Source organism: Streptomyces sp. NPDC057654, assembly GCF_042800135.1.
In the GTDB taxonomy this organism is placed as follows: Bacteria; Actinomycetota; Actinomycetes; order Streptomycetales; family Streptomycetaceae; genus Streptomyces.
Window position 1 is genome coordinate 1 of the sequence record NZ_JBHVHQ010000020.1, and the last position, 21852, is coordinate 21852.

General features: G+C 70.8%; 17 protein-coding genes and 1 tRNA gene. 16 read left to right on the forward strand and 2 right to left on the reverse strand.

Annotated elements, in window-relative coordinates:
* Positions 1-146: 146 nt before the first annotated feature.
* From ACFU99_RS03580 to ACFU99_RS03620, 9 genes are all read left to right on the forward strand, one after another.
* Complete coding sequence (locus ACFU99_RS03580) at positions 147-1043, forward strand: FAD binding domain-containing protein (RefSeq protein WP_384385142.1); 897 nt, start codon at positions 147-149, stop codon at positions 1041-1043.
* 668 nt (positions 1044-1711) lie between these two features.
* On the forward strand, positions 1712-3628 hold the full coding sequence (locus ACFU99_RS03585; RefSeq protein WP_384385144.1) for a 2Fe-2S iron-sulfur cluster-binding protein: 1917 nt from the start codon (positions 1712-1714) through the stop codon (positions 3626-3628).
* A gap of 91 nt (positions 3629-3719) precedes the next feature.
* Positions 3720-6065, forward strand: coding sequence for a xanthine dehydrogenase family protein molybdopterin-binding subunit (locus ACFU99_RS03590; protein ID WP_384385147.1), 2346 nt, complete (start codon positions 3720-3722; stop codon positions 6063-6065).
* Between the two features lie 176 nt (positions 6066-6241).
* Positions 6242-6709 carry a hypothetical protein gene (locus ACFU99_RS03595; protein ID WP_384385149.1) on the forward strand — a complete coding sequence of 156 codons (468 nt, stop codon included), beginning with the start codon at positions 6242-6244 and terminating at the stop codon, positions 6707-6709.
* 66 nt (positions 6710-6775) lie between these two features.
* Positions 6776-8401, forward strand: coding sequence for a hypothetical protein (locus tag ACFU99_RS03600; RefSeq protein WP_384385152.1), 1626 nt, complete (start codon positions 6776-6778; stop codon positions 8399-8401).
* 175 nt (positions 8402-8576) lie between these two features.
* A complete protein-coding gene (gene mycP, locus ACFU99_RS03605; protein WP_384385155.1) occupies positions 8577-9641 on the forward strand; it encodes a type VII secretion-associated serine protease mycosin in 1065 nt (354 codons plus the stop codon).
* Between the two features lie 122 nt (positions 9642-9763).
* A complete protein-coding gene (locus tag ACFU99_RS03610) occupies positions 9764-10216 on the forward strand; it encodes a hypothetical protein (protein WP_384385157.1) in 453 nt (150 codons plus the stop codon).
* A 9-nt stretch (positions 10217-10225) separates the two neighbouring features.
* Positions 10226-12043 (forward strand): alpha/beta hydrolase, encoded by a 1818-nt coding sequence (locus tag ACFU99_RS03615; RefSeq protein ID WP_384385160.1) that lies wholly within the window; start codon positions 10226-10228, stop codon positions 12041-12043.
* On the forward strand, positions 12040-13059 hold the full coding sequence (locus ACFU99_RS03620; RefSeq protein ID WP_384385163.1) for a hypothetical protein: 1020 nt from the start codon (positions 12040-12042) through the stop codon (positions 13057-13059). Before ACFU99_RS03615 ends, ACFU99_RS03620 begins: the two co-directional genes overlap by 4 nt.
* Here the strand turns inward: ACFU99_RS03620 and ACFU99_RS03625 are convergent.
* Positions 13031-13102, reverse strand: a tRNA-Cys gene (locus ACFU99_RS03625). The genes ACFU99_RS03620 and ACFU99_RS03625 overlap by 29 nt on opposite strands.
* A gap of 127 nt (positions 13103-13229) precedes the next feature.
* Positions 13230-14096, reverse strand: coding sequence for an alpha/beta fold hydrolase (locus tag ACFU99_RS03630; protein ID WP_384385166.1), 867 nt, complete (start codon positions 14094-14096; stop codon positions 13230-13232).
* Positions 14097-14239: 143 nt separating this feature from the next.
* Here ACFU99_RS03630 and ACFU99_RS03635 point away from each other — a divergent pair, with 143 nt between their 5' ends.
* From ACFU99_RS03635 to ACFU99_RS03665, 7 genes are all read left to right on the forward strand, one after another.
* Entirely contained in the window at positions 14240-15145 is a 906-nt protein-coding gene (locus tag ACFU99_RS03635; RefSeq protein ID WP_384385168.1) for a LysR family transcriptional regulator, read from the forward strand.
* Positions 15146-15252: 107 nt separating this feature from the next.
* Positions 15253-15819 carry a cysteine dioxygenase gene (locus tag ACFU99_RS03640; protein WP_384385171.1) on the forward strand — a complete coding sequence of 189 codons (567 nt, stop codon included), beginning with the start codon at positions 15253-15255 and terminating at the stop codon, positions 15817-15819.
* Positions 15819-16973 carry a YeiH family protein gene (locus ACFU99_RS03645; RefSeq protein ID WP_384385174.1) on the forward strand — a complete coding sequence of 385 codons (1155 nt, stop codon included), beginning with the start codon at positions 15819-15821 and terminating at the stop codon, positions 16971-16973. The genes ACFU99_RS03640 and ACFU99_RS03645 overlap by 1 nt, the downstream gene beginning before the upstream one ends.
* An 88-nt stretch (positions 16974-17061) precedes the next feature.
* Positions 17062-18567: an MFS transporter gene (locus tag ACFU99_RS03650; protein ID WP_384385177.1), complete on the forward strand. Its 1506-nt coding sequence runs from the start codon at positions 17062-17064 to the stop codon at positions 18565-18567.
* Positions 18568-18696: 129 nt separating this feature from the next.
* Positions 18697-18918, forward strand: coding sequence for a hypothetical protein (locus ACFU99_RS03655; protein WP_384385180.1), 222 nt, complete (start codon positions 18697-18699; stop codon positions 18916-18918).
* Complete coding sequence (locus ACFU99_RS03660; RefSeq protein ID WP_384385182.1) at positions 18915-19325, forward strand: type II toxin-antitoxin system death-on-curing family toxin; 411 nt, start codon at positions 18915-18917, stop codon at positions 19323-19325. The genes ACFU99_RS03655 and ACFU99_RS03660 overlap by 4 nt, the downstream gene beginning before the upstream one ends.
* 535 nt (positions 19326-19860) lie before the next feature.
* Positions 19861-21648 (forward strand): DEAD/DEAH box helicase, encoded by a 1788-nt coding sequence (locus ACFU99_RS03665; protein ID WP_384385185.1) that lies wholly within the window; start codon positions 19861-19863, stop codon positions 21646-21648.
* The last annotated feature ends 204 nt before the right edge of the window (positions 21649-21852 follow it).

Consider the following 21852-nt stretch of genomic DNA (forward strand, 5'->3'; position numbering starts at 1 on the left):
GTCCGCCCCCTGACACGGGGGCGGACCGGCCGTTCGTGGACCCTCGCGACGGCTGGGCCACAAGGTGTGCCAGAGTTGCCACGTCCAGGCCGGGAGCACGTACCGTACGGCGAAACGGCCGGGACACCGGGGAAGGGGCAGCTGGGTTGACCACGCACGCACCGCAGTCGGCACACACGGTGACGTTGCCGGGCTCGCTCGACGAGGCCGTGGCGGCACTCGCCGCCATGCCCGCCGCCGTGCCCGTCGCGGGCGGCACCGATCTGATGGCCGCCGTCAACTCCGGACTGCTGCGCCCCGCGGCCCTCGTCGGCCTCGGCCGGATCAGCGAGATCCGCGGCTGGCAGTACCAGGACGGCCACGCCCTGCTCGGCGCCGGCCTCACCCACGCCCGTATAGGGCGCCCCGACTTCGCGGCCCTCATCCCCGGCCTCGCCGCCGCCGCCCGCGCCGCCGGCCCCCCGCAGATCCGCAACGCGGGCACCCTCGGCGGCAACATCGTCACCTCCGCGCCCACCGGCGACACGCGGCCCGTGCTCGCCGCCCTGGAGGCCACCCTCGTCATCGCGGGCCCCGGCGGCGCGCGCCGCGAGATCCCGGTCAGCCACCTGCTCGCCGGGGTCGAGATGCTGCTCCCCGGCGAACTGATCGGCTACGTGCGCGTACCGCTGCTGCACGCCCCGCAGACCTTCCTGAAGGCCACCGGCCGTACGGGGCCGGGGCGGGCCACCGCGTCCGTCGCCATCGTCCTCAACCCCGCCCGGCGCGAGATCCGGTGCGCGGTCGGCGCGGTCGCGCCGATGCCGCTGCGCCCGCTCGAAGCCGAGCGCTGGGTGGCCTCGCTGATCGACTGGGACGGCGAACGCGGCCTCGCGCCGGAGGCGTGCGCGGCCTTCGGCGAGTACGCCGCCGCGGCCTGCATCCCCGACCCGCCGCAGCCGGAGGACGGCGGCGAACCGGTCACCCTGCCGCCCGCGGCCCTGCACCTGCGTCGTACCGTGGCAGCTCTGGCCCGCCGAGCACTGGGGAGGGCACTCGCGTGAGTGACGAACAGCAGCGCCCCGCATCCGGAGGAGCGACCGATGCGGCGGCGGAGGCTGCGAGGGCAGCAGCCAGGGCGAGCGGCTGGCAGCCGATCCCGCAGGGGCCCGAGTACGACGCGGAGGGCACCGCGTTCGTACAGCTGCCGCCTGAGCTTCTGGCGCACCCGCGTGCGGGCGGGGGCGCGGGCGCGGGGGGCGCGGCGGGTTCTCCGGGCTCGCCGGGTTCGCCCGGTGGCTGGGATCCGTTGGCCGCGCCTGGGGCCGGGGCGGGGTACGCGCCGCCGCAGTTCGACCAGTTCGGTCACGCCGGGCAGGCGGGTCAGGACGGGCAGTCGGGTCAGGACGGGCAGACCGGCCACGGGCAGTACCAGCATCCGCAGACTTCGTCGCCCGCGCACGGAGAGCAGTGGCAGCAGCCGTACGGGGCCGGCGCGCCCGCGGCTTCCACCGACCCCGGGGCCATGGGGCAGTGGACGATGCCCTATGGACAGGGCGGGGGGCCTTACGTACCGCAGGGTGCTGTTGATCCTGCGGGTGCTCCGGGTGCTCCGGGTGCTCCGGGTGCTCCGGGTGCTTCTTCTGGTGTCCCTGGGTCCTCTGATGGCGCTTCGGGCGTCGAGGGCGGTTCTGACGATCCGCATGCCACGGCGCAGTGGCCGATCCCGGGCGTGCACGGTGACGACGGCGGGGCCGTCGGCACGGGGCAGTGGTCCGTACCGGCGGTGGGGGACGACCCTGTCGACGAGTCCGGCGAGTACTCCTTGGGGATGCGTGTCCCCGGGACGCCGTCCTATGGGGGGCAGCAGCCGCACGCGGGGCCCTCGGTTCCGGCTCCGGCCGCCCCGCAGGATGATCCGCACGCTACGGCGCAGTGGCCGATGCCGGGGGCGGTCGATGAGGCCGGGTACGGCGAGCCGTACGCGCATCAGTCCGTGTACGGGCATGCCCATGGGCATGCCCATGGGCATGCCCATGGGCAGGTGCATGAGCAGGAGGCCGGCCAGGGTGTTCCCGTTGAGCACGGTGTCCCTGTTGAGCACGGTGTCCCTGGTGGGCATGGGGAGATCGGGCACGGCGGACACCAGGTGCCCGCGTACGGCGGCTACGAGGGCGGCCAGCAGTTCGGCGGCCCGCGCGCGCTGAGCGCGGACGCCTTCACCGACCCCTACGGCCCGTACGGCAGCCGCGCCGCCGAGGGCGGCCCGTGGGCGAGCCCCGGCCAACTGCCGCAGACTGCGGGGCAGTTGCCGTCCGACGGGCATGTCGACATCCCCGCGCAGACGCAGGGGGATGTCGGGCGTCCGGAGCCCGTGGCGACGCCGGAGCAGCACGAGGTTCACGAGACGCACGAGGCCCACGAGGCCCACGAGGCTTTGGAACCGGCCGCCGAGGAGCCGCACGCGGCGGTTCCGGTTCAAGCCGAGCCTGAACAGGCCGCTGGTGCTGAGGCTCCGGTCGTCCAGGACGGTGCGGGTGCGGGTGCGGACGTCGCGCCGGAGGCCGACGGCGGCAGCGCACCGGCCGAGGCGGCCCCGGTTCCGCAGCCGCAGTCGGTGCCGGTGCCGGGACCGGTTCCGGTCGACCACAGCGATGTGGTCGCGGCCGGTACGGAGGCGGCGCGCCACGACCACGCGGTTCCGGCGCACGACGACGCGGAGCCCGCGCCCGTCGGCCCTGCCGCCGGTCAGGCCCCGGCGGCCGAGCACACCGAACCGGCGGAGCCGGAGGGGACGGCTGAGGCGGCGGAGCGTCCCGAGCCGCAGCCGGAGCCGGAGCAGGTTACGGCCGATGAGCCCGTACACACGCCGCACACGCCCGTACCCGAGTCCGTAGCGCCGTCCGAGCCGGCCGCTTCGAGTGATGAAGCGGAGTCGGCCGAGCCCGGCGCCGAACACCACGAGCCGCCCCAGCCCGCCGACGAACACCCCCGCGCCTCCTACGTCCTGCGCGTCAACGGGATCGACCGTCCCGTCATCGACGCCTGGATCGGGGAGTCCCTCCTCTATGTGCTGCGTGAGCGGCTCGGCCTCGCCGGGGCCAAGGACGGCTGCTCGCAGGGCGAGTGCGGCGCGTGCTCCGTCAAGGTGGACGGGCGGCTCGTCGTCTCCTGCCTGGTGCCCGCCGCGACGGCGGCCGGGAGCGACGTCCGTACGGTCGAGGGCCTGGCGACGGACGGCCGGCCCTCGGACGTACAGCGGGCGCTCGCCGACTGCGGGGCCGTGCAGTGCGGCTTCTGCGTGCCGGGGCTGGCCATGACCGTGCACGATCTGCTCGAAGGCAACCACGCGCCGTCGGAGCTGGAGACGCGGCAGGCGATCTGCGGCAATCTGTGCCGGTGCTCCGGTTACCGGGGCGTGCTCGACGCGGTCGGCCAAGTCGTCGAGGAGCGCGCGGAGTCGGCGGCGGCGCAGGAGGCGGCTGCGCAGGAGGACGGGTCGGGGCAGCAGCCGCCCGCGGAACCGGACCAGCGGCAGCAGCTGAACATCCCGCACCAGGGGGGATCGCACGAGGGCGGTCCTGGCGGCCCCGGCGGCCCCGGCGATCACTTCTCCGGTGAGCAGGGCGGGCAGGCGGACACGGTATGAGCACGGGCGCGCGTACGAGCACAGGCACCCGCACCGGCATGGATCCCCGTACCGGCGTCACCGGCACCGAGAGCGGAAAGGCAGCAGCGGCATGACAGCAGGAATGGCGGACGCCGTCGGCGCCGGAGCCGTGCCCCCTGCCGACGGCGGCGGCGCGGGCGCCCCCGGCCCGGCCCCGGCCGACCCGCCGCCGCACGGCATCGGCGTCTCGCTGCCGCCGGCCGACGCCCCCGCGAAGGCGCTCGGCATCTTCCCGTACGCCGCCGACCTGTGGGCGGAGGGGCTGCTGTGGGCGGCGGTGCTGCGTTCCCCGCACCCCCACGCCCGAATCGTCTCGATCGACACCTCGGCCGCCGCGGCGATGCAGGGCGTACGGGCCGTGGTGACCCACGCCGACGTGCCGGGCGACGCCGCGCACGGCAGGCGGGTGGCGGACCGCCCGGTGTTCGCGTCGGACCTGGTGCGCCACCACGGGGAGCCGATCGCGGCGGTCGCCGCGGACCACCCCGACACGGCGCGGCTGGCGGCGGCGGCGATCGCCGTCGAGTACGAGGTGCTGGAACCGGTCACCGACCCCGAAAAGGCCTTCGGCGCCGAGCCGTTGCACCCGGACGGCAATCTGATCCGGCACATCCCGCTGCGCTTCGGCGACCCGGAGGCGGCGGGCGAGGTGATCGTCGAAGGGCTGTACCGGATCGGCCGCCAGGACCCGGCGCCGATCGGCGCGGAGGCGGGGCTCGCGGTGCCGCGCCCCGACGGCGGCGTGGAGATCTACACCGCGTCGACCGACCCGCACGCGGACCGCGACCTGGCCGCCGCCTGCTTCGGCCTCGAACCGGAGCGGGTGAAGGTCGTCGTCACCGGGGTGCCCGGGGCGATGGGCGAGCGCGAAGACCCCGGCATGCAGCTGCCGTTGGGGCTGCTGGCGCTGCGTACGGGCCACCCGGTGAAGCTGGCGGCGACGCGCGAGGAGTCGTTCCTGGGGCACGCGCACCGGCATCCGACACTGCTGAGGTACCGTCACCACGCCGACGCCGAGGGCAAGTTGGTGAAGGTCGAGGCACAGATCCTGCTGGACTCGGGCGCGTACGCGGACTCGTCCGCCGACTCCCTGGCCGCGGCGGTGGCGTTCGCCTGCGGCCCGTACGTGGTGCCGCACGCCTTCGTCGAGGGGTGGGCCGTACGGACCAACAATCCGCCCTCCGGCCATGTGCGCGGCGAGGGCGCGATGCAGGTGTGCGCGGCGTACGAGGGCCAGATGGACAAGCTGGCCGCCAAGCTCGGCCTGGACCCGGCCGAGCTGCGGCTGCGCAACGTCCTGGCCACGGGCGACCTGCTGCCCACCGGCCAGACGGTGACGTGCCCGGCGCCGGTGGCCGAACTGCTGCGCGCGGTACGGGACTTCCCGCTGCCCGCGCTGCCCAAGGACGACCCGGAGGGCGACTGGCTGCTGCCCGGCGGCCCCGAGGGCGCGGGCGAGCCGGGGGCGGTGCGGCGCGGCGTCGGTTACGGCGTGGGCATGGTGCACATGCTCGGCGCGGAGGGCGCGGACGAGGTCTCGACGGCCACCGTGAAGATCCACAACAACGTGGCGACGGTCATCTGCGCGGCCGTCGAGACGGGCCAGGGCTTCTCGACCCTCGCCCGGCAGATCGTCCAGGAGGTCCTGGGCGTGACGGAGGTCCACGTCGCGCCCGTGGACACGGACCAGCCCCCGGCCGGTCCGGCGTCGCGCGGCCGGCACACGTGGGTGTCGGGCGGCGCGGTGGAACGGGCGGCGCGCATGGTCCGTACGCAGCTGCTCCAGCCGCTGGCGCACAAGTTCGGCATGTCGACGGAGCTGCTGACGATCGCCGACGGCAAGATCACGTCGTACGACGGGGTGCTGAGCACCACGGTCGCCGAGGCCCTCGACGGCAAGGAGCTCTGGGCCACGGCCCAGTGCCGCCCGCACCCGACGGAGCCGCTGGACGACACGGGCCAGGGCGACGCCTTCGTCGGCCTCGCCTTCTGCGCCATCCGCGCGGTCGTGGACGTCGACATAGAGCTCGGCTCCGTACGCGTGGTGGAGGTGGCCGTGGCCCAGGACGTCGGCCGCGTCCTCAACCCCCGCCAGGCGAACACCCGCATCGAGGCCGGCATCACCCAGGGCATCGGCGCCGCCCTCACCGAGAACCTCCGCACCAGCCAAGGCATCGTCCGCCGCCCCGACTTCACCGGCTACACCCTCCCCACCTCCCTGGACGCCCCGACCGTCCGCATCGTCAAACTCGTGGAAGAACGCGACGTGGTGGCCCCCTTCGGAGCCAAGGCCATCAGCGCCATCCCGGTCGTCACCACCCCGGCGGCAGTCGCCGCCGCCGTGCGCGCGGCCACGGGCCGCCCGGTGAACCGGCTGCCGATCCGGCCGCAGGCGGCTGTGGGGGCACCGGCCTAGGGGCGGGCTCCGTTGCCTGATCGATGCCGGGTACTAGGTACGCGTACTCATGAGGATGAGGCGGCCGTCTGTGACGATTGTCAGTGCTGGATGTCATAGTTGTGCGTGTCGTCGGAGGAGTGAGCGGCCGCTCCCCTGACGTTGCTTGAACGCGGAGCGTAGTGGGGGAGACAGAAGTGAGTGACAGGATTCCGGGCGGTGGGGGTTCCCACAGCCACTCGGGCGGCTCGTCCGGTTCGCAGGGCTCCGACGGCCAGAAGCTGCGGGCCAAGCTGGAGAAGCTGAAGGGCTTCCAGAGCCGAGTCGACGACATCCTGGCCGACCTCTCCAACTCGGCCGCCTCACCGGATCACATCGCGCGCGACAAGCTGTCGGCGAGTCACCTGGGCTCCTATGACTTCGTCGAGGCGATGAGCCTGTACGGCGCCTATTACGAGGTGCACAGCCAGTTGGAGACGCTGTCCAAGCTTCTGGCGGACCAGATCGAGGCCATGGGGACGGCCGTGCAGAGCGCGCGCGTGTCGTACGGCAACATCGACCTGGAGCAGCGGGCGCGCATGTGGGAGATCCAGAACGACCTCAAGCGCCACTACCGCCCGGACGCGCCGACCGATACCTCGGGCGGACAGGCCGCAGGGTCATGAGGGTCGGCATCAGCATCATCGGCGCCATCGGGTTCGACACCAGGGAAGAAGAGGAGAGGAACAGTCATGACTGACCTTCCGGACGGTTACGTCATGCCGCCTTCGACCGTGCCGATGCCGGCGCAGGTCCCGAGGCGCGCCTCCCAGCAGTCGCTGGTCTATCTCTCGCCCAGTACGGACTTCGACGCGATTCCGCACGAGAAGCTGCTGGAAATGATCAAGGGTTTCGAGCCCAAAATGGCGGAGGCGGTCGGTAACAAGCTTCATTCCGCCTCGGTCAAGATCAAAAAGGTCGCCGACGATCTGAATCAGTACATGGACGAGGACCGCGTCCCTTGGGAGGGCAAGGGCGGCAATGCCTTCCGCGCCTGGGGCGGGGAGATGGTGAAGGCGACGCACGATCTGTCCGAGTTCAGTGGGGTGGCCGGCAAGTGGCTGCTGGAGGCGGCCAGCACGATGGGCTCGGTGAAGATGCCGCCGTATCCGTCGGAGGCCAAGGCACTCCTCGACTCCTTCAAGAAGTCCGGCGGCCTCGGCCCGGAGCTGTTCCGGAAGCAGCCGGCAGCCAAGCCCAAGAACCTCGTCGAGATTCAGCCGCCCACGAAGGCGGAGGCGGACAAGGCGCAGGCGCATATCGATACGGCGCATGCGCACGCTGCGCAGCAAATACGGAAGTTGGCGGAGTCCTACTCGAACTCGACGATGTATATCAATAATGCGAAGCGGCCTGAGTTTCCGCCTATGCCGAAGGGGATGATGCCGGCGCCGCTGCCCAAGCCGAAGGTCGAAGGCCTCCAGAGCAGGCCGGTGGCTGGTGGATCGGGTGGTGGAGGCAGCGCTCACACCAACCAGGTACCTGTATCGGACAGTTCGAGTTCAGGGCCTTTCGTGCGCCGTCGCTCCTCGGGAGTTTCGCCCGAAGGAGGAGGGCTTCCGGTTGGACACGCGAGCATGGATCTTGCCCATGCGCCGACTGTGACTCACGACCACGTGCTGCCGTCCGGCGGAGCTACTCCGCCTTCGCCGGTAAGCGGGCATCCGCACCCGACGGCACTGCCGCCGAGCCCGGTCGTTCCACCGTTCAACGCAGGGCCCCCGAGGGCTCCGAGGTCTTCCGGGACAAGTGAGACGCCGCCCCTGGGCCGGGCATCCCGGACGTCGGAACGCGCTGGTTTCAGCCAGGTCCCCAGCACACGTAGTCCTCGCAACCCTGCTGACGGTGTTGTCGGCGGGCGTCCTTCGCCCACCGCGAAAGGCAGCCCCGTGAGCCGCATTCCGCGGGGCACGGTTATCGGCACGGAGCCGATTCAAGGCGGTGCCCCCGTGCAAGGCCGGCCGCCGATGGGGCAAGGGTCTATCCCTGGAGGGAGTTCGGGCCTTCCATCAGGTGGGTCAGGCGGAAGACGGCTGGCTGCCGAAGCTGGAGGCGTAGTGGGGGGCAGCCCTCAGCGACCGCCAGGGGCTGGCGCGGGAGGGGCGTTCACACCCGGCGGCAGTGGCTTGGTTCGCGGCAACGCTTCTGGTTCCGGCGCCTCCCGGCCCGGTGGTGGTCCGGCCGTACCCCCGCCGTCCCAGTCCAAGGCGAAGAAGCCTCGGGGCCGTCGCGCCGGAGAGCGTCCTGACTACCTTGTCGAGGACGAGGAGACCTGGCGTCCGGACAATGGTCGCGTCTCACCTCCGGTCATCGACTGATCCCGATCCAAATCCAGATCACCGAAGAGGAATGGGCATGCGAAGCAGAGGCAGGACTCGGGCCACCTGGCTGACGAGGGGAGTCGCCGGCGGGTTGGGAGTCCTGCTTCTCGGGCTTGCGGCATCTCCCGCCAGTGCGGACTCCGTTCGTTCCGATGAGTGGCATCTGGATGCCATGCATGCCGATGACATGTGGAAGAGCAGCACGGGCCAGGGCGTCACGGTCGCAGTGATCGATACCGGGGTGAATGCTGCGCTCGGTGATCTGAAAGGGCAGGTGCTGCGCGGCAAGGACTTTTCCGGTCGGCCGGGTGACGAGCGAACCGACTACTCCCGACATGGCACCAGCATTGCCGCTCTCATCGCGGGTACCGGGAAAGGAAAGGGAGCGTTCGGCCTCGCACCGGGGGCGAAAATTCTCCCCATCAGGGTCGCGGACTATGAGGGATCGGAAAACGCGGCTGAGGCTTACGCCAAGTTTTCCAAGTCTCTGAGCGCGGGTATCCGATATGCTGCAGATTCCGAGGCGAAGGTGATCAACATTTCCCTTGCCTCGGAAGAGGTGACCCCTGACCTTGGGGAGGCCGTGAAGTACGCCAAGGCCAAAGGGAAGTTGATTTTCGCTGGTGTGGGGAACAGCGGGCAGAAGGATAACCCTGTGATGTACCCGGCAGCGACGCCGGGAGTGGTCGGAGTCGGTGCCGTCGACAAGAATCTCAGGATCACGGCCGAGTCCGAGCGCGGGCCCCAAGTCGATCTGGTCGCACCAGGAGACGAAATCGTGCAAGGCTGCGACGGTGGCACCGAAGTCTGTACGGGGCACGGTACTAGCGCTTCGACAGCGCTAGTTTCGGCCTCCGCCGCTCTCATTTGGGCAAAACACCCTGACTGGACCGCAAATCAGATCACCCGAGTTCTTATGAACACCGCAGGCGGGCCCGTAAATGGGCCCAAGAGGAACGATCTCATTGGTTACGGCATGGTTCGTCCTCGAATTGTTCTGAAGAATCCCGGCGATCCCGGCCCCGCGGACGTCGATCCGCTTGCCGATCCTGGTGCGAAGACGCCGGTGCCGTCGCAGTCAGCTTCAGGCGGGGACAAGGCGCCAGAGAAAGCTTCGGCTGAAGTGCCGTCGGGTGGTGACGGGAACACCACTGTGTGGCTTGCCGCAGGCGCTGGTGTTGTCGTAGTTGCGGCTGTGGTGGCTGGGCTTGTTGTTGCGCGTCGGCGCCGGAGTTGAGCGGACCTCTGTAGGCCGTCGACCCGGCTGATTTCGGCTACCCATGAGCATGACAGGGATGCCACGTAGACTCCTCGCTGTTGATGTTGTGACAGATGAGGCGAAAGCGGGGGATGGGGAGCATGGCTTCCTTTGAGGCGGAGTGGGCGCAGCTGAAGGAGGAGACTTCTGCTGGTTCCGGGATGAGGCTCGCGAGCGCGGGTGGGGGTTCTGCCGGTGGTTCGGGCGGGGTGAAGTCCAAAAAGGATGTGTGGGACGCGGCGGCCTCTGATGTCGAGAAGCTGGCGGGGAATGCCAAGAAGGCGCTGACCTCGCTGGAGAAGGGGCAGAAGGGGATGGGCAAGGGCGGTGGCGCCGGGGGCGTCGCGTCCTTGGCGGCTCAGCACGAGCTCTACGGGAGCTGGAAGCACTACCTGGACGAGGTTCGCGGCCGATGTGAGGGGCTCAAGGGGCCGCTGGAAAAGGCGGGCCGGACACAGCACGGGAACGACAAGGAAACCAAGAGCCTTTTCGACAAGCTGGGCGACCAGTACAAGGACACGCCCGCCGTCGGTGGTCAGAGCCGGGGCCGGTGATCTGGGCCGATGGATTTCGCGGCGCTCAAGGCACTCAAGCCCTCCGATTTCGAGGACGCGGCCGACGGATATCGTGCGGTCAGCGAAATGGCCAGTCAGGCCAAGACCGAGCTGGAGGACCGGACCCAGGCCAGGATGCGTGAACCCCTGAAAGGGGTGGCCGGGGACGCCGCCCTCGGCCAGTTGCACGAACTGGCCGAGGACTTCCACTACATGCAGGTGGAGTGCGGACTGGTCAGCACGGCTCTGAACGCGTTCGCGGCGGATGTACGGCCGGCGAAGAAGAAGCTGGACGCGGCTGTCGCGGACGCGGAGGCCAAGAATTTCTCGATCGGCGCGGACGGATCGGTCAGTTATCCGGCGGCGGGCGACGACGTGGACGGCAAGACCCCCAAGGGGGGTTCGGCCAACGGCGCCACCGACGAGACCGCCCGCGCCGTCGCCCGGCAGGCGGCCAATTTCGCGCCGAACCCGAACTTCCGCCCCGCCCAGGAGTGCGCCAACCGCATAGCCGAGGCGCTCAAGCAGGCCACGGAAGTGGACGAGAAGTGGGCGCCGCAGCTTCGTAAGCTCATGGCCGATGACGATCTTGCCGTATCCGACAAAGACTGGGCCGATGTGCGGAAGGACATGCTCGGCGTTCGCAAGGACGCGAAGGGCTACCTCGATCACATCAAGGCACCGCCCAAGGACGGCGACCCGAAGGGGAACGCCGAGTGGTGGAAGGGCCTCTCCGCACAGGAGCAGGGCGACTATATATCGGTATATCCCGCCGGTATCGGTGCTATGGACGGGCTTCCCGCTGTCGTACGCGATGAGGCGAATCGCGTCGTACTCGCAGAAACGCACGGCACCACGCAGCAGCAGTACGACGACTGGCTCAAGAAGGAGCCCAAGCACTACCAGAACTACCTCAACCCCATGACCGGGACAGAGGTGAAGGGCGCGCTGGTCGAGACCGAGGCGTGGAAGAAGTGGAACGAGCACCGGAAGGATGTCGACGGGCGTCTCAAGGGCATGGACAGCATCGCCTCCCGCTTCGATACCTCGGACCCGGACACCCGGGCGTATCTGTTGGGCTTCGACAACAAGAAGAACGGGCACGCCATCGTGTCCATCGGGAACCCGGACACCGCGCACAACGTAGCGACGTTCGTACCGGGGACCGGGGCCACGCTGGGATCCGTCGACGAGAACATCAAGCGGGCTGAGGCGCTCCAGCAGCAGGCGTATCGCATCGATCCGGCTCATAAGACGGCTTCGGTCCTTTGGCTCGGATACGACGCCCCGCAGAGCGTCATGAGCGACGCCACGGACTCCAAATTCGCCGACGACGCGCGGGAGCCCCTGAGCAAATTCCTGACCGGAATCGACACAGCTCACAGCGGAAAGGCGCACTCGACCGTCCTCGGCCACAGCTACGGCACTCTCGTCGCCGGGGAGACCATGCGGGACCATCCGCACCTTCCGGTGGACAACGCGATATTCGTCGGCAGCCCGGGCGTGGGCGTGGACCATGCCAAGGATCTGCACCTGCCGGCCGACCACGTATGGTCGGCCACAGCCAAGAACGACCTCATCAACCTTGCCCCACCGCCTGCCGGTACGCTGGCGCCCCTGAACCCGAAGGCGTATATGCGGCTCTTCGACGACCACTCGATTCTCTACGGGAACGACCCCACGACGGATGATTTCGGTGGCCGGACATTCAAGGTCCCCGACGGCAAATTCATCGGCTCGGACGGGTTCATGCCCGCCCATTCGCAGTACTGGGACAGCGAACCTCTCTCGCACATAGCGAACATCGTTACCGGAGGACACTCGTGAAACCGCGTGGAGGAAGCCTGGGCATCGCGCTGATGGCGACGGTGATGGCGGTCGCGGTCACGGCATGCGGAACACCACACGACGGCAAGGCGGACGGCGGGGCTACACCGAAGCAGGTCAAGATGGACGAACAGCAGGCAATCAAGCGCGCCGAGGAAATCATCCACCAGGCGGTGGACGGCATGTCCCCCAAGCCGACCCTGAAGCACCTTGGGCGAGACGCCGTCGGCCCTTGTCTGGCCCGCGACGATCACGGCCCTGACGGCCGCGTACAGGTCAGGGTCGCCTACCAACTGACGGATGTGCCGGGTCAGGCGGCCAAGACACTCGTACGGCAGGCCAGGGACGCCTGGGTGAAACAGGGGCACACATTCCAGTCCTCGGACGAGGACTGGTCCAAGCCGTTCCCGGCTGTTTATATGCGCACCGAGTCGGACGATTTCTGGATGGACGCCATCACGGGTGCTGTGGACCGGGAGAAGGGCGACGGCCTCGCGTCCGTCAGCGTGACCTCACCGTGCTTCCAGCCCGGAAATTCCGGGGAGTCCAGCGACATCGGTAAGTCCGGGGCTTCTTCCTCGGCCGCCCATATGCATCAGGCCGCGTCGGACCGTGCCCAGACCGCCGAGCGCCGGGTCCTCGACCACTCCAGCCGGATCTACGACGCCCTCCAGGCCCCCCACGCTCCGCTGCGGGAAGGGGAAGGGGAGGGGCTGCGGGCCGTCGACGACGCCGACGGCCCGTCGCTCCACCACACCTGGTCCACTGCCCCGCTCGACGAGGGCGAGACGGTCCGGACCATGCGGCGCGCGCAGGAGCACTTCGAAAGCGCGGGCTGGCGCGTACGCCATCTGAAGACGGGCGCGGGCGCCCCGGCACTGATCGCCCTCAACGCGGAAGACCACAGCGTCGCCCAGGTGGCCCCCTCTGCCACCGGGCACATCAGGGTCGCCGTCACCACACCCGCAGACGAAGCGGGGCAGTCGGAGGCCGTGACCGGAATCGAACCGGCGTAACTCGCTTTGCAGGCGAGCCCCTCAACCACTCGGGCACACGGCCGTGTTGGTGTGCTGTGTCGACCATAGGGCCGGGGAGTGAGGGGCTCAATGGGGCGTGCCTTCGCGCCATGTGACTGACATATGGCGTTCATGGGCGGCAGCCGAGGTGCGGCAGTCGAGGGGCGGGGTCAGGGGGTTGTCAGGAATTCCTCCACCAGGGGGCGGAACATGTCCGGTTCGTCTACCCAGGGGTAGTGGCCCACGCCGTGGAGCGGCTGGGCGCGGCCGTTGGGGAAGGAATCGGCGACGAGTTCGCCGGCGCGCATGCCCGTTACCGCGTCCAGGTCTCCCGTGATGACCAGGACCGGGCATTCGACGTGGCGCAGGCGTTCCAGGAGGGCGCGGCGGGCGGGTTCGTCCACGCCCTGCCAGAAGCCGGCTCGCGGGACCGGGCCGAGCTGGGCGCCCTCGGTCGCCGCGTGGGCTTGCTGCGGGGCGTCCCAGCGGCCGTACGCCAGGGGCGCCGCGCGGCGGAGCAGGTCGCGGACCTCGCTTATGTCCGTCGCCTGGGCCAGTCCGTGCGCCGCCACGTACGCGTCCGGCCACCAGTCCTCCGTGGCGCGCGACTCGAAGATCTTCTCGGCGTCGTCCGGCAGTTCGCCCTGTAGCCGCGAACCGGGGCAGGCGATGACCAGGTGTGTGAGGTGCTCGCCGTAGCCCGCCGCGTACGCCTGCGCCGTCGCCGCGCCCGCCGAGTGCGCCAGCAGCGCGAAGCGCTCCAGGCCCAGGTGGCGGCGGAGCGCCTCCAGGTCCTCGGCCAGGGACGGGAACGCGTACGCCGCCGGGTCGGCGGGGGGCGGGGAGCCGCCCGTACCCCGGCTGTCCGGGATGATCAAGGGGCGGTGTCCGTCCAATTCGCCCAGATCGCCCAGGTATGCCGCGTCGCGGCCCGGTCCCCCCGCGAGGCAGATCAGCGGCGGCGTCGCCGCGCCGTCGCGCGGGCCCAGTACCCGATAGTGCAGTTCGGCGGCGTCATACGAGGTGTAGTGCGGCATACGCTCCACCTTGCCCGTTCTCGGGCAGACCGCTCCGTGGTGTGGGTGATGTGGGTGACGGCCCGCCAATCGGCGAGCGGCTACCCACTGGCTTTCTCCTTGTGCTCCAACTTCGTACTCCAACTTCTGCTTATGATTCAGGCGTGTTCGACTCGCGGCACATCAAGACGTTCCACGAGGTGGTCAAGGCCGGCTCCTACTCGGCGGCCGCCCGGTCCCTGGGCTACACCCAGCCCGCGATCACCCAGCAGATGAAGGCCCTGGAACGGTCCGTCGGCACCCCCCTCTTCACCCGCGTCGGCCGCCGCATGCGCCTCACCGAGGCCGGCGAGGCGCTCGCCCGGCACGCCGACGTCATCCTCGACACCCTCTCCGCCGCCCAGCAGCAGATGAGCGCCATAACCCGGCTGCGCGCCGGGCGCGTGCGCGTCTGCGCCTTCCCCAGCGCCAACGCCACCCTCATCCCCGAGACCATGGCCCGGCTCTCCGCCCAGCACCCCGGCGTACGGGCCGAGCTCCTCGAAGGCGAGCCGCCCGAGTCCCTCCAGCGCCTCGTGCGCGGCGAGTGCGACATCACCCTCGCCTTCACCTACCCCGGCCTGCACGAATCCGTCCCCGAGGAACTCGCCGAGATTCCGCTCCTGGAGGACCAGCTCACCGTGCTGCTGCCCGCCGGGCACCCGCTCGCCCGACGCCGCGCCGTCAAACTCGCCGACCTCGCCGAGGAGCGCTGGATCGCCGGATGCCTGCGCTGCCGCGCCAACTTCCTCCACGAGTGCGCCGAGCAGGGCTTCGCCCCCGACATCGTCTTCACCACCGACGACAACCTCGTCGTCCAGTCCCTGGTCGCCGAGGGACTCGGCGTCGCCATGGTGCCCGCGCTGGTCCTCTCCTTCCTCCGCCACGACAAGGTCACCGGGCGCGCCCTCGACCCCGCCTCGCGCCGCCAGGTCTCCGCGTACGTGCTCCGGGACCACCTCCGCATCCCCGCCACCGCCCTCGTCCTCGATGAGTTGAAGGCCGTTGCCGAGCGTCGGGTGGGGTGCTGAGGTCCCGCGTCGGACGTGCCCACGGAGGTAATGGATAAGCCCTGGTTTGGTTCCGGCCAATGAACTGTCGTTGGACGTGATGGATCGCTGGGCCCGACGCTGCCTGTATGACCACTCCGACCGCAGCCCGGCCCACTGCGACGACCACGCGCCTCGACCATCTCGTCGACGAGGTGCGGCAGGCCGTGGGGCGCGGACTGCCGCCAGACCTGACGGCGCATCTGGTCGGTGAGGCGCTCGGCCCCCACCTCGGCACCGCCGACCTGCTCACCGACGAGCAGCGCGCTGGCGACCCCGACCACTACCGCCAGCACATCCTGCACGCCGAACACGACGGCAGCTTCTCCCTCGTCGCCCTCGTCTGGCTGCCCGGCCAGCGCACCTCCATCCACGACCACGTCTCCTGGTGCGTCACCGGCGTCCACGAGGGGCGCGAGAGCGAACGCCGCTACCGGCTCGTGCCCTCCGCCGTCGGCGCCCCGCCGAGGCTCGTCGCCACGGAGGACGTCGTCAACGAACAGGGCGACGTCTGCGGCTTCGCGCCCCCCGGCGACATCCACCGGGTCTGGAACGCCTGCGGCGACAAGGCGATCTCCCTGCATATCTACGGCGCCGACATCTCGCGCCTGGGCACCAGCGTCCGCCGCGTGTACGAACTTCCGGCCGACCGGTAATGGCGCTGGAGACACACCGCGCCGCCAACGTCGCCACCTCCGTCCCCAAGGGGAGCAAGGGGACGAAACCTCCGCGCTGGACGTCCGTCAAGAGCAAGATCCCCGGGCTCGCCATGGCCGTCCTCGGCGTCGGCCTCGCCTGGGACGTGCACTGGCTCGTACCCGGCGTGCCCATGCTCACCGCCGCCGTCGTCCTCGGCATCGTCTCCGCGCACCTGCCCGGCCTGCGAGGCGTGGTCCGCGGCATCGCCCGCCCCGGCCTGAGCTTCGCCGGCAAGCGGCTGATGCGCGTCGGCATCGTGCTGCTCGGCCTCAAACTCAGCCTCCACGACGTGCTCGGCATCGGCTGGGCCACCGTCGTGATGGTCGTCGCCGTCGTAGTCGCCACCTTCTTCGGCACGCTCTGGCTCGGCCGTCGCATCGGGCTCCGCGGCGACCAGCCGCTGCTCATCGCCACCGGCTACTCGATCTGCGGCGCGTCCGCGATCGGCGCCGTCAGCGAGGTGACCGGCAGCGACGAAGAGGACGTGGCCACCTCCGTCGCGCTCGTCACGCTCTGCGGCACGCTCGCCATCGCCGTACTGCCGCTGCTGCACCACCCGCTGGGGCTGGACGGAACGCAGTTCGGCCGGTGGGTCGGCGCGAGCGTGCACGACGTCGGGCAGGTCGTGGCGACCGCGCAGACCGCCGGGCCCTCGGCGCTCAGCGAAGCGGTGCTGGTCAAGCTGATGCGCGTCGCGCTGCTCGCCCCGCTGGTGGCGGCCGTGGCCCTCGCCGTACGGAGCCGCAGGCGGTACGACGAGCGCGTCGCCAAGGGCGAGACGGACGGCGAGGCGGACGGCGAGGGGGATGGCCAGGGGAGCGGCCAGGCGAGCGGCGCGGCCATCGGCAAGCGGCCTACCATCGTGCCGCTCTTCGTCCTCGGCTTCCTCGTGATGGTCGCGCTGCGCAGCACCGGCCAGGTACCGGGCGGCGTCATCGACACCGCGCAGGACGTCCAGGAGATCCTGCTCGCCGCGGCCCTCTTCGGGCTCGGCAGCGCGGTGCACCTGCCCACGCTCGTACGGACCGGGGGGCGGGTCGCCGCGCTCGGGCTGTGCTCGTGGGTGGTGATCGCGGGGGCCTCGTACGCCGGGGTTCTGCTCACCACATGAGGCTGCTCACCGGCCTAGGACGGATGGATGGCTTGATCACCAACTCGCGACAGGCGTCACAGCGGTTCGTGCCTCTTACGCTGACGGCATGACCGCTCTCGACCCGCGGGACACGGGCGCCGCCGACGCCGTTGCCCCTGACGTGACGCCTCCCTCTGTCGGCTCGGCCCCCATCGACCCGACCCGAATATCCGGCGGGGACGCCGACGCCGAAACCGTGCTCGGGCGCCGCTTCCGCGCCCTCACCCTCGGCATCATCTCCGTCGTCTCGCTCATCGCCTTCGAGGCGAGCGCGGTCAACACCGCGATGCCGGTCGCGGCCCGCGCCCTCGACGGCATCGAGCTGTACGCCTTCGCCTTCTCCGCCTACTTCACCGCGAGCCTCTTCGCGATGGCCCTCTCCGGCGAGTGGTGCGACCGGGCGGGCCCGCTCATACCGCTGTTCACCGGGATCGCGACGTTCGGCGCCGGGCTGGTCGTCGCGGGTTCGGCGCAGCAGATGTGGATGTTCGTGGCGGGGCGCGGCGTGCAGGGCATCGGCGGCGGGCTGGTCATCGTCGCGCTGTACGTCGTGGTCGGGCGGGCCTACCCGGAACGGCTACGTCCGTCGATCATGGCCTCCTTCTCGGCTGCCTGGGTCCTCCCGGTGATCGTCGGGCCGCTGATCGCCGGGACCGTCACCGAACAGCTCAGCTGGCGCTGGGTGTTCCTCTCCATCCCGGTGCTGATCCTGCTGCCGCTGGCCGTCATGCTCCCCGCGCTGCGCAAACTGCCGCCCGGTGAGCACACGGCCGCCATGGACCGGCGGCGCATCCTCCTCGCGCTGGCCGTCGCGGCGGGCGCCGGGCTGCTCCAGTACGCGGGCCGCGACCTGGCCTGGCTCTCCCTGCTGCCGGCCGCGGCCGGGCTCGCCCTGCTGGTGCCGGGCATCCTGCGGCTGCTGCCGAAGGGGACGTTCCGGGCGGCCCGCGGGCTGCCGTCGGTGGTGCTGCTGCGCGGGGTCGCGGCGGGCTCGTTCCTCGGCGCGGAGAGCTTCGTGCCGCTGATGCTCGTGACCGAGCGCGGCATGTCCGCGACGCTGGCCGGGCTCTCGCTCACGGGTGGCGGGCTGAGCTGGGCGCTCGGCTCGTACACGCAGAGCCGGCCGCGGCTGGAGCCGTACCGCGAGAGGATGATGAGCGTCGGGCTGCTGCTGATGGCCGCGGCCATCGTGCTGGTCTCGACGGCGCTGATCTCCGGGGTGCCGGCGTGGATCGTCGCCGTGTCGTGGTTCATCGGCGGGTACGGGATGGGGGTGACGATCTCCAGCGGCAGCGTGCTGCTCCTGAAGCTCTCCCGGCCGGGTGAGGAGGGCTCCAACTCGGCATCCCTCCAGGTCTCCGACGCGCTCGGCAACATCACGATGGTCGGCGTCGCGGGGGTCCTCTTCGTCGCCTTGGGCGGCGGCTCCTCCACCACTGCCGCTGCCGCTGACGCGCACGCCGCCAACTCGGCCGCCCCGCCGGCGGCCTTCGCGGCGGTGTTCCTGACGATGGCGGGGGTGGCGTTGGTGGGCTCGTACATCGCTACTCGGCTGAAGCCGCGGACCGGCTGAGGCCGGGCGCGGCCGGAGCCGCGGTGGGGCGGGGTGGGCCGTCGTCCCCTGGGCCGTCGGCTGCGCCCGGTGCCGCAGCGCTGCCGAAAACCGTGTGACCTGCGGAGATTTGGCCGATAGCGTCGTTTGATGCAGCAGCAACCGACGACGACGCATCGACTCACCATCGACCTCCCCGACGACGAGTGGGAGGCCCTGCGCGACCTCGCCGACGCGCGGGGCGCCGAACCCGGCGAGCTGGCGCGGGAGAGCGTGCGCCGGCTCGTCGACCTGGAGGAGTCGCTGACCCGCGCGGACGCCATGCGCCTCGCCACGCGCCATGCCGATCTCCTGCGGAGGCTGGGCCAGTGAACCGTCACCGTCACCGCTGCTTGACGCTGCGCGAGGTCACGAACATCGCCCGGATCGCGTGCGGGGAGCAAGGGGTCCAGTTCCGGGAGCCCGGACTGCTGGCCTCCGCCGTGCACCGGCCGCGAGCGCGGATGCTGGGCGTGGCCGCGTACGACGACGTGTACGAGCAGGCGGCCGTACTCCTGCACGCCATCGCCGCCAACCACCCGCTCATTGACGGAAACAAGCGCACGGCGTGGCTGTCGGCCGCCGTCTTCCTCGCCCGCAACGGCATCGACTCCGCCGACGTGCCCCAGGACGCCGCCTACGACCTGGTCATCGCCGTCGCCTCCGGCCGTATGAGGGAGATCGCCGAGATCGCAGCGGGGCTGCGGGGGCTGATGGGGGAGGGGGAAGGGGAGGGGTGAGGAGTCGGGCACTGCCGGGTTCGGCGTGAGCCGTCGGGGTCGGTGAGAGATCGGGTGCGCGGTCGCGCGCGGGCCCGACGTAGGGGCTGACGCCTGCCCCGAGCCCGGCGCAGATCTCGGTGCGGGCCCAGCCCGGAGTGCCGTACGCGCCCCAGCGCGGCCCGGTCCTGAGCGCAGTACGTACCGGGGCGCCGCCCGGTGCGTGGCCCGGCAGAGGTCGGCCCGGTCCGACCGGTGTGCGGCCAGTGCGTACGCGCCCGGCGCGGGCCTGGCCCCGAGCGCGCTGCGTACCGGGGCGCTGCCCAGTCCGTACCCCGGCAAAGGCCCCGGCCCGACCGGTGCGGGTGGCCCCGGCCCGGAGCGCCGTACGTACCCCGGCGCGTACTCCCGCAGCTCCCCGCCCCCAAGCGCGCCCCGCGCCCCAATGTGAGGTGGGTCGCACCCGGAGGGGATGGCGGGTTGTGGCGCGGGAAGGGGGTGGGGGGCGCAGGTAGGCTGACGCGGTTGCCGATCGCCGAGCCAGCCGACGGAGACCGTGACTACCACCGCCGCCAATCACCACCTCTCGCCCGCCTTCCCCGGCCGGGCCCCTTGGGGTACCGCGAACAAACTGCGCGCCTGGCAGGAGGGCGCGATGGCCAGGTACATCCAGGAGCAGCCGCGCGACTTCCTCGCCGTCGCCACACCCGGCGCCGGGAAGACCACCTTCGCGCTGACCCTCGCCTCCTGGCTGCTGCACCACCATGTCGTGCAGCAGGTGACCGTGGTCGCCCCCACCGAGCACCTGAAGAAACAGTGGTCCGAGGCCGCCGCCCGCATAGGCATCAAGCTGGACCCGGAGTACAGCGCCGGGCCGCTCGGCCGCGAGTACCACGGCGTCGCCGTGACGTACGCGGGCGTCGGCGTCCGGCCGATGCTCCACCGCAACCGCTGTGAGCAGCGCAAGACCCTCGTCATCCTCGACGAGATCCACCACGCCGGCGACTCCAAGTCCTGGGGCGAGGCGTGCTCGGAGGCGTTCGACCCGGCGACCCGGCGGCTCGCGCTGACCGGCACGCCGTTCCGCTCGGACACCAACCCCATCCCCTTCGTCGCGTACGAAGAGGGCAACGACGGCATCCGCCGCTCCTCCGCCGACTACACCTACGGCTACGGCAACGCCCTCGCCGACGGCGTCGTGCGGCCCGTCATCTTCCTCTCCTACAGCGGCCAGATGCGCTGGCGCACCAAGGCCGGCGACGAGATCGCCGCCCGCCTCGGCGAGCCCATGACCAAGGACGCCGTCTCGCAGGCCTGGCGCACCGCCCTCGACCCGCGCGGCGATTGGATGCCCAACGTGCTGCGCGCCGCCGACCAGCGGCTCAGCGAGGTGCGCAAGGCCATCCCCGACGCGGGCGCCCTCGTCATCGCCTCCGACCAGGAGTCCGCCCGCGCGTACGCCAAGCTCATCCGCGAGATCACCGGGCAGGGCGCCACCCTCGTCCTCTCCGACGACGGCGGCGCCTCGCAGCGCATCGACGACTTCTCGCAGTCCGAAGACCGCTGGATGGTCGCCGTCCGCATGGTCTCCGAGGGCGTCGACGTGCCTCGCCTCGCCGTCGGCGTCTACGCCACCACCATCTCCACGCCGCTCTTCTTCGCCCAGGCCGTCGGGCGCTTCGTACGGTCCCGGCGGCGCGGCGAGACCGCCTCCGTCTTCGTGCCGACCATCCCCACGCTCCTCACCTTCGCCAACGAGATGGAGGTCGAGCGCGACCACGTCCTCGACAAGCCGAAGAAGGCCGGCGACGAGGACCCGTACGCCGAGGAGGACAAGCTCCTCGCGGAGGCCGAGAAGGAGCAGGACGAGGACACCGGCGACGATGATCAGCTCTCCTTCGAGGCGCTGGAGTCCGACGCCGTCTTCGACCGCGTGCTGTACGACGGCGCGGAGTTCGGGATGCAGGCGCACCCCGGCAGCGAGGAGGAACAGGACTACCTCGGGATTCCCGGGCTCCTGGAACCCGACCAGGTGCAGATGCTGCTCCAGAAACGGCAGACCCGGCAGATAGCGCACAGCCGGCAGAAGCCGGCCGCCGAGGCGGACCTCGTCGAGCTGCCCGCCGAACGGCGGCCCATCGTCACCCACAAGCAGATGCTGGAACTGCGCAAGCAGCTCAATTCGCTGGTCGGCGCGTACGTGCATCAGAGCGGCAAGCCGCACGGCGTCATCCACACCGAGCTGCGCCGTGTGTGCGGGGGGCCGCCCAGCGCCGAGGCCACGGCCGGGCAGCTGAACGAGCGGATCAAGAAAGTCCAGGAGTGGGCCACGCGCATGCGGTGACATGCGGTGACATGCGGTGATGTGGCGCGCGCGGAGCTCTGTCCGGCCACCGGACGGATTTCGCATATCGCCCGCCCACTGCCCGGATTGTGGGCAAGCCCTTCCGCTCAGCGGACCGGCTCGCTACCGTGCCGGAACACGCACACGCCCCGTGGCAGCGCCGCCGCGGAGCGCAGCCGGTGCCGTGCGACATGCGGCCGGCGG

Coding starts and splice junctions, on each gene's coding strand:
- ACFU99_RS03590 (WP_384385147.1), top strand. CDS start 3,720: ATGACAGCAGGAATGGCGGACGCCGTCGGCGCCGGAGCCGTGCCCCCT.
- ACFU99_RS03600 (WP_384385152.1), top strand. CDS start 6,776: ATGACTGACCTTCCGGACGGTTACGTCATGCCGCCTTCGACCGTGCCG.
- mycP (WP_384385155.1), top strand. CDS start 8,577: ATGCATGCCGATGACATGTGGAAGAGCAGCACGGGCCAGGGCGTCACG.
- ACFU99_RS03610 (WP_384385157.1), top strand. CDS start 9,764: ATGGCTTCCTTTGAGGCGGAGTGGGCGCAGCTGAAGGAGGAGACTTCT.
- ACFU99_RS03615 (WP_384385160.1), top strand. CDS start 10,226: ATGGATTTCGCGGCGCTCAAGGCACTCAAGCCCTCCGATTTCGAGGAC.
- ACFU99_RS03630 (WP_384385166.1), bottom strand. CDS start 14,096: ATGCCGCACTACACCTCGTATGACGCCGCCGAACTGCACTATCGGGTA.
- ACFU99_RS03640 (WP_384385171.1), top strand. CDS start 15,253: ATGACCACTCCGACCGCAGCCCGGCCCACTGCGACGACCACGCGCCTC.
- ACFU99_RS03645 (WP_384385174.1), top strand. CDS start 15,819: ATGGCGCTGGAGACACACCGCGCCGCCAACGTCGCCACCTCCGTCCCC.
- ACFU99_RS03650 (WP_384385177.1), top strand. CDS start 17,062: ATGACCGCTCTCGACCCGCGGGACACGGGCGCCGCCGACGCCGTTGCC.
- ACFU99_RS03655 (WP_384385180.1), top strand. CDS start 18,697: ATGCAGCAGCAACCGACGACGACGCATCGACTCACCATCGACCTCCCC.